Source organism: Type-D symbiont of Plautia stali (assembly GCF_001485335.1).
GTDB classification, from domain to species: domain Bacteria; phylum Pseudomonadota; class Gammaproteobacteria; order Enterobacterales; family Enterobacteriaceae; genus Pantoea; species Pantoea vagans_C.
This window is the reverse complement of record NZ_BBOC01000039.1, coordinates 41816-48383: the sequence shown is the minus strand read 5'-3', so window position 1 is coordinate 48383 and position 6568 is coordinate 41816. Positions and strand designations below refer to the sequence as shown.

Here is a 6568-nt window from a genome sequence, read left to right as displayed (position 1 = left end):
CGACCCATCAAGGTTGTGAAGCGACTGAAGAAAACATCTAACATACAGCAGGTTAAGATGGTGGGTCGTGCAGGATTCGAACCTGCGACCAATTGATTAAAAGTCAACTGCTCTACCAACTGAGCTAACGACCCATCTTCAGGCTGCCGGACGCTTTGTTAAACTGCCCGGGCAACGGCGGCATATATTACTGATTTAGCGGGAGGGCGCAACCCTTATTTCTCACCAAATCACTCAATTGCTTACCTTTCATGCTGCAAGACCAGAAATCATACGAAATCCGGTCATTGCTGCACAAATTACATGCCAGCGAGACGCTTTTGCGCCAGCTTGGCAGATTCGCTGCTTGGGAATTGTTTGATCACTTGTTGATAGACCGCTTTAGCTTTCGCCGTATCGTTCTTCTCTTGCATGATCACGCCAACCTTAAACAACGCTTCTGGGGCCTTCGGCGACTTCGCATAGTTCTTCACCACAGTGGCAAAATAATACGCGGCATCGTCCTTCTTACCCTTGTTGTAATACAACTGACCCAGCCAATAATTGGCGTTCGGTTGATACGTGGAGTCAGGATACTTCTTCACCCACGCCTGCAGGGCAGTAATGGCCTGATCGAACTGCTTCTTCTCCAGAATCAGCGCGACGGCAGCATTGTAATCGGTATTGGCATCGCCGGTTTGTGCAGGGGCAGCGGAACTTCCACTTGCATTGCTACCGCCTGCATCAGCGTTTCCCGCAGCACCTGCTGCTCCCGCCGCTGCGGCATCACCGCCACCGCTCGCCTGTGCACCGTTACTCCCACTGCTCAGACTATCAATCTGCTGATAAAGCTGCTTCTGGCGCTCAATCACCTGATTAAGTTGATAGCTGTTCTGTTGGATTTGGCCGCGCAGCGAATCGATATCGCTTTGGTTGTCACTCATCTGCTGCTGCAATTGCTGCAGAAGCTGAGCCTGGGCATTGGAGATACGTTCAAGATTGGTGACACGGTCTTCGACCGAGCCAGAGCCAACGCTACTGATTGACGCTTGGGCAATAGCGGCCCAAGGAGCCGCTACGCCAACCAGTAACGACAGACTCAACAAATGAAGTCTGAAGTTACTCATCATATGATGCTCTTAGTAAACCAGTACGGCACGACGGTTTTTAGCGTAAGCCGCTTCGTCATGACCCAGTACAGCTGGTTTCTCTTTACCGTAAGAAACGATAGACATCTGGTCAGCAGACACGCCTTTACCCTGCAGATACATCTTAACGGCGTTAGCACGACGCTCGCCCAGGGCGATGTTGTACTCTGGGGTACCGCGCTCATCCGCGTGACCTTCGATGGTCACTTTGTAAGACGGGTTACCACGCAGGAATGCTGCGTGCTGATCCAGCATCTGAGCGTAGTCAGAAGCGACGTCATACTTATCCAGACCGAAGTAAACGATGTTGTTCTGCTGCAGCTGCTGCATCTGCAGACGCGCTTGCTCGTCAGAAGACATGTTACCGTTCTGGCCAGCACCGTAAGCGCCGTTGTCTGCGCCCATACCGGTCTGGTCGTTGTTGTTGTTTTTGTGTGAGCTACATGCAGCTACCGCGATTACCGGCAGAGCCAGCATCAAACCCTTCAGCACTTTGTTCAGTTGCATTTCTTTATCCTATTATTTTGTTTGCTATACATGGTTATCCCCCACTATGCAGGGGACCTATGCATTACAGATACGGCGACCAGGCAGGGAATTTGACCTGTCCATCGGTTGCCGGAAGACGCGCTTTGAAACGCCCATCTGTTGAAACCAACTGCAACACGGAACCCATCCCCTGAGTAGAGCTATAGATTACCATCGTGCCGTTAGGGGCCAGACTTGGCGTCTCATCCAGGAACGTGTCCGTTATTGTTTGAACGGCTCCCGTTACCAGATCCTGTTTGGCGACATGCTGAGCACCACCGGCGCTGCTGATCATCACCATCGTTTTGCCGTCGGAAGACACATCCGCATCCTGGTTCTGAGCACCTTCCCAGGTAATACGTTGTGGCGCACCGCCGTTAATACCAATCTTATAAATCTGAGGCGCACCCGCCTGATCCGAGGTATAAGCCAGTGTCTGGCTATCCGGGAACCAGGTCGGTTCGGTGCTGTTATAACGACCATCAGTCACCTGACGCGTCTGACCTGAAGCCAGATCCATCACATACAAATTCAGGCTACCGGTTTTAGACAGCGCAAAGGCCAGCTTAGAACCATCCGGCGAGAAGGCCGGAGCACCGTTGTGGCGTGGGTAAGAAGCAACCTGACGAATCGCACCGTTGGCCAGCGTCTGCACCACCAGAGCCGATTTACCGCTCTCGAAGGTTACGTAGGCCACTTTACTGCCGTCTGGTGACCAGGCCGGTGACATCAATGGTTCTGGTGAGCGATGCACCACAAACTGGTTATAACCGTCGTAGTCGGATACGCGCAGTTCATACGGGAACTGACCGCCGTTGGTCTGCACCACGTAAGCGATACGCGTACGGAATGCACCTTTAATACCGGTCAGCTTCTCGAACACTTCGTCACTGGCGGTGTGGGCAGCATAACGCAACCACTGCTTAGTCACTTTATAAGAGTTCTGCGCCAGTACGGTACCTGGCGCACCGCCGGTATCCACCAGCTGGTAAGCAACCTGATAACTGCCATCTGGGTTAGGCGTCACCTGCCCCACAACCACGGCATCAATACCCAGCGCGCTCCAGGCAGCAGGTTGAACTTCCTGCGCACTGGTCGGCTGTTGCGGCAGACGTGAACGATCAAGCGGGTTAAATTTACCGCTGTTACGTAAGTCAGCGGAAACAATCCCGCCCACATCTTCTGGTGCCGCGCCTGGGCCCGCCCATTTGAACGGAACCACACCGATTGGGCGTGCGGTATTCACACCCTGCGTAATTTCAATACGCACTTCTGCGTGCAGCATCGCTGCCCACAGCAGTACAAAAAAGCCTAACGTTACACGAAGTGCCTGCTTCATCTTATCTCCCTTACCTGAACCTGAGTTCACGATAATTCGCACAGTTCCTGAAAAAACACGAGTACTCGTAAAATACGGCAAGCTAACCTTAGTTCAACCTGCCGTGGGTTACTGCATTATTCCGGTTTGAAACGCATTGGCGCGTTTTTAAACACTTCATACACCGCTTGCGATGGCGGCTTAGGAATATGAGCTTGCTTCGCAGCAGTAATTGCAGCCTGGCACAACGCAGGGTCGCCGCCCTCTGCTTTAACATCGATCAGCAAACCATCCGGGGCCAGTTTGATACGCAGGTTACACTCTTTACCCTTATAAGTATCAGCATCATAGAAACGACTCTGAATCGCTCCAACAACCTGCCCCATATAGGAGTTAATCTCTGCGCCTGACGCACCAGCCTTTTTCTGATTCCCCTGCCCTGCTGCACCGCCAGAAGCTGTGCCACTTTTCGGTGCATTCTTACCAGAAGAAAGGCCACCTAACAGGTCATCAACGTCACTTTCATTCTTGGCCGCTTCCGCAGCGGCTTTTTTCTTAGCGTCGGCCGCCGCTTTGGCTTTCGCCGCAGCATCCGCTTTCGCCTTGGCAGCTGCATCGGCTTTGGCTTTTGCCTCTGCTGCAGCTTTCTCTTTCGCTGCTTCAGCGGCTTTTTCCTTCGCCTCTTCCGCTGCTTGCTCTTTGGCTTCTTTCGCTTCCTGAGCCGCTTTCGCCTTCGCGTCTGCTGCAGCCTGCGCTTTGGCCTCAGCAGCCGCTTGCGCTTTCGCTTCCGCCGCTGCCTTCGCCTGCTCTACGGCTTTCTCTTTCGCCGCTTCTGCCGCTGCCGCTTTCGCTTGCTCTTCCGCTTTCTTCTTCGCGTCGGCTGCTGCCTGCTTCGCTTCTTCTACGGCTTTGGCTTTCGCATCAGCTGCTGCTTTCGCCTGGGCATCTGCTTCCGCTTTCGCATCGGCTTTCGCTTTGGCTGCCGCCGCTTCAGCCGCTTTCTGCTGATCCTGAGCCTGCTTTGCCGCCGCCTCAGCGGCTTTCTGCTGTTCAGCTTGCTGCTTCGCCTGCTCTTTGGCTTCCTGCTGGGCCTGCAAGCGCTCTTTTTCCATCTCTTTCAGACGCTGCTGCTCGGCAGCCTGCTTCTGCTGTAACTCTTCGGCCTGCTGCTGTGACTGCTTCTGACGTTGTTGCTCAGCGCGTTGGCTGTCACGTTGCTGATTCTGCTGACGGTTATATTGTTCAACCACGGCACCAGAATCGACCATCACTGCGTCAATATCACTGCCGCCACCGCCGCCGCTGGATTCGATCTTTTCGTTAAACGAGCTCCAAATCAGCAGGGCGATCAGCACGATGTGCAGAATCACCGAAATGATTATCGCGCGTTTTAATTTGTCGTTCTGCTCGGTTACCTTCGACACTCTCGGATCCCAAAAACGGTTCGCTTTAAATCGGCTGTGTCATCAAACCGACAGATTTCACGCCAGCCTGATGTAACAGGTTCAGCGCCTTGATGATTTCGTCGTAAGGCACATCCTTCGCACCACCAATCAGGAACACGGTCTTCGGATTGGCTTCAATGCGACGCTGCGCTTCACTCACCACCTGTTCCGGCGGTAGCTGTGTCATACGATCGTGATCCACCACCAGGCTGTACTGCCCTACGCCAGCCACTTCGACAATGACCGGTGGATTATCATCCGTTGAGACCGTTTTTGAGTCGGTCGCGTCAGGCAAATCCACTTCCACGCTCTGAGTAATAATCGGCGCAGTTGCCATAAAGATGAGCAGCAGTACCAACAGCACGTCCAGCAGTGGAACAATGTTGATTTCCGACTTAAGGTCGCGGCGCCCGCGACCACGGGTTCTGGCCATCGTTAACCTCGACTTACTTCGCGTTATCGGTGGAGAAAGCCTGACGATGCAGGATAGCCGTGAACTCTTCCATAAAGTTGTCGTAGCCCTGCTCCAGCTTATTCACACGCTGGTTCAGACGGTTGTACGCCATAACAGCAGGAATCGCGGCGAACAGACCGATGGCCGTCGCGATCAACGCTTCGGCAATACCCGGCGCAACCATCTGCAAGGTGGCTTGCTTCACTGCACCCAGTGCGATAAAGGCGTGCATGATCCCCCACACCGTACCAAACAGACCAATATACGGGCTGATGGAACCGACGGTGCCAAGGAAAGGAATATGATTTTCCAGCGTTTCCAGTTCGCGATTCAGGGAAATACGCATCGCGCGGCTAGCGCCCTCCACCACCGCTTCCGGTGCATGGTTGTTCGCACGGTGTAAACGGGCGAACTCTTTAAAACCCGAATAGAAAATTTGCTCGGAACCGGCCAGTTCATCACGGCGTCCCTGGCTCTCCTGATACAGGCGAGATAACTCGATACCTGACCAGAACTTATCTTCAAAGGCTTCGGCTTCACGACCCGCCGCATTCAGGATGCGCGTGCGCTGAATAATGATCGCCCAGGAGGCAATAGAAAAGCCGATCAAAATCAACATGATAAGTTTGACCAGAAGGCTCGCCTTCAGGAACAAATCAAGAACATTCATGTCAGTCACTGCTTGAACTCCGCGACAATAGACTTGGGAAGCGCAATCGGCTTCATTAGATGTGGGTTGATGCAGGCAATCAGGACTTCTGCTTCATTCAGCACTTTGCCTTCTGCATTCACGATACGCTGCGAGAACGTCATGGTGGCGCGGGTCATGGCGGTCACTTCACTCTGGATGTCCAGAAGATCGTCAAGACGTGCTGCGGCAACAAAGTCTATCGTCATGCGTCGTACCACAAACGCCACCTGTTCTTCCAACAGGGCTTGTTGATTGAAATGGTGCTGGCGCAACATCTCGGTACGTGCTCGTTCATAGAAAGCAAGATAACTGGCGTGGTAAACCACACCACCGGCATCGGTGTCTTCGTAATAGACACGAACCGGCCAGCGAAACAGCGTTGTACTCACTCTACATCCCGGTCTCATTTTAAACGTTGCTACTATACGCAAGTGAGATCGGCTTGGGAATGGTCCGCCAGAGCCAGGAGAAAATAATTATCACACGTTAACAACTGGAAGGATTTTTGGGAGATTTCTTGACCAGGTACTGACAAAAACTCACGTCAGCACCTGAATTTAGACAAAAAACGCAGGGATTGGGGATACGCAGTGCTTAATGATAAAACCAGTAAATCCCCAGAACTAACACCAGCATCGCTGGCAGGGGTGAGAACACCGCTCGCCAGCGCGTTTGCAGTGGGCGAAAACCGGTGCCATGAATCACGCCGGCGCACACCGCCCAAATCAACAGTAATCCATGCCAGATAGCTAACTCGCTGGTGCGGGCGGCAAAGCGTGAGGGTTGCCAAATGACACACCCCGCCAGCCATAACGCCAGTATCAACGAAAGGGCCCGTAACGGGCCCTTGTCCATCAGACGATAGAGTGTCTGAATCAGCGTGCGCATCAGTGCTGTTTATCCTTCGCGCCACTCTCTTCTGCTTGCTCGATAGCCAGCGCCGTGATCACGCCAAACGCACAGGCCAGCAGGGTGCCAAGAATCCAGGCAAAATACCACATGCTC

9 protein-coding genes and 1 tRNA gene are annotated in these 6568 nt (G+C 53.3%); all 10 read right to left on the bottom strand.

Annotated features, from left to right (window positions below; all coding sequences use genetic code 11):
* Positions 1-58 precede the first annotated feature (58 nt).
* Positions 59-134, bottom strand: a tRNA-Lys gene (locus tag PSSD_RS13840).
* A gap of 165 nt (positions 135-299) precedes the next feature.
* On the bottom strand, positions 300-1109 hold the full coding sequence (gene cpoB, locus PSSD_RS13835; RefSeq protein ID WP_058972624.1) for a cell division protein CpoB: 810 nt from the start codon (positions 1107-1109) through the stop codon (positions 300-302).
* 9 nt (positions 1110-1118) lie between these two features.
* Entirely contained in the window at positions 1119-1634 is a 516-nt protein-coding gene (gene pal / locus PSSD_RS13830) for a peptidoglycan-associated lipoprotein Pal (RefSeq protein ID WP_039330408.1), read from the bottom strand.
* A 64-nt stretch (positions 1635-1698) separates the two neighbouring features.
* On the bottom strand, positions 1699-2994 hold the full coding sequence (gene tolB, locus PSSD_RS13825) for a Tol-Pal system beta propeller repeat protein TolB (RefSeq protein ID WP_039330409.1): 1296 nt from the start codon (positions 2992-2994) through the stop codon (positions 1699-1701).
* Positions 2995-3110: 116 nt separating this feature from the next.
* Positions 3111-4397, bottom strand: a complete 1287-nt coding sequence (tolA, locus tag PSSD_RS13820; protein WP_058972623.1) for a cell envelope integrity protein TolA — start codon at positions 4395-4397, stop codon at positions 3111-3113.
* Between the two features lie 25 nt (positions 4398-4422).
* A complete protein-coding gene (gene tolR, locus PSSD_RS13815) occupies positions 4423-4851 on the bottom strand; it encodes a colicin uptake protein TolR (RefSeq protein ID WP_034829164.1) in 429 nt (142 codons plus the stop codon).
* 13 nt (positions 4852-4864) lie between these two features.
* Positions 4865-5551 carry a Tol-Pal system protein TolQ gene (gene tolQ / locus PSSD_RS13810; protein ID WP_039330423.1) on the bottom strand — a complete coding sequence of 229 codons (687 nt, stop codon included), beginning with the start codon at positions 5549-5551 and terminating at the stop codon, positions 4865-4867.
* Positions 5548-5970 carry a tol-pal system-associated acyl-CoA thioesterase gene (gene ybgC / locus PSSD_RS13805; protein WP_202404442.1) on the bottom strand — a complete coding sequence of 141 codons (423 nt, stop codon included), beginning with the start codon at positions 5968-5970 and terminating at the stop codon, positions 5548-5550. Before ybgC ends, tolQ begins: the two co-directional genes overlap by 4 nt.
* A 187-nt stretch (positions 5971-6157) precedes the next feature.
* Positions 6158-6451 carry a cyd operon protein YbgE gene (ybgE, locus tag PSSD_RS13800; protein WP_039330427.1) on the bottom strand — a complete coding sequence of 98 codons (294 nt, stop codon included), beginning with the start codon at positions 6449-6451 and terminating at the stop codon, positions 6158-6160.
* Positions 6451-6564, bottom strand: a complete 114-nt coding sequence (gene cydX, locus PSSD_RS13795; protein ID WP_058962355.1) for a cytochrome bd-I oxidase subunit CydX — start codon at positions 6562-6564, stop codon at positions 6451-6453. The genes ybgE and cydX overlap by 1 nt, the downstream gene beginning before the upstream one ends.
* Positions 6565-6568 lie beyond the last annotated feature (4 nt).

Excerpts from the sequence above, each read along its gene's own strand:
- pal (WP_039330408.1), bottom strand. The coding sequence starts at position 1,634 with ATGCAACTGAACAAAGTGCTGAAGGGTTTGATGCTGGCTCTGCCGGTA.
- tolR (WP_034829164.1), bottom strand. The coding sequence starts at position 4,851 with ATGGCCAGAACCCGTGGTCGCGGGCGCCGCGACCTTAAGTCGGAAATC.
- ybgC (WP_202404442.1), bottom strand. The coding sequence starts at position 5,970 with ATGAGACCGGGATGTAGAGTGAGTACAACGCTGTTTCGCTGGCCGGTT.
- cpoB (WP_058972624.1), bottom strand. The coding sequence starts at position 1,109 with ATGATGAGTAACTTCAGACTTCATTTGTTGAGTCTGTCGTTACTGGTT.
- ybgE (WP_039330427.1), bottom strand. The coding sequence starts at position 6,451 with ATGCGCACGCTGATTCAGACACTCTATCGTCTGATGGACAAGGGCCCG.
- cydX (WP_058962355.1), bottom strand. The coding sequence starts at position 6,564 with ATGTGGTATTTTGCCTGGATTCTTGGCACCCTGCTGGCCTGTGCGTTT.
- tolB (WP_039330409.1), bottom strand. The coding sequence starts at position 2,994 with ATGAAGCAGGCACTTCGTGTAACGTTAGGCTTTTTTGTACTGCTGTGG.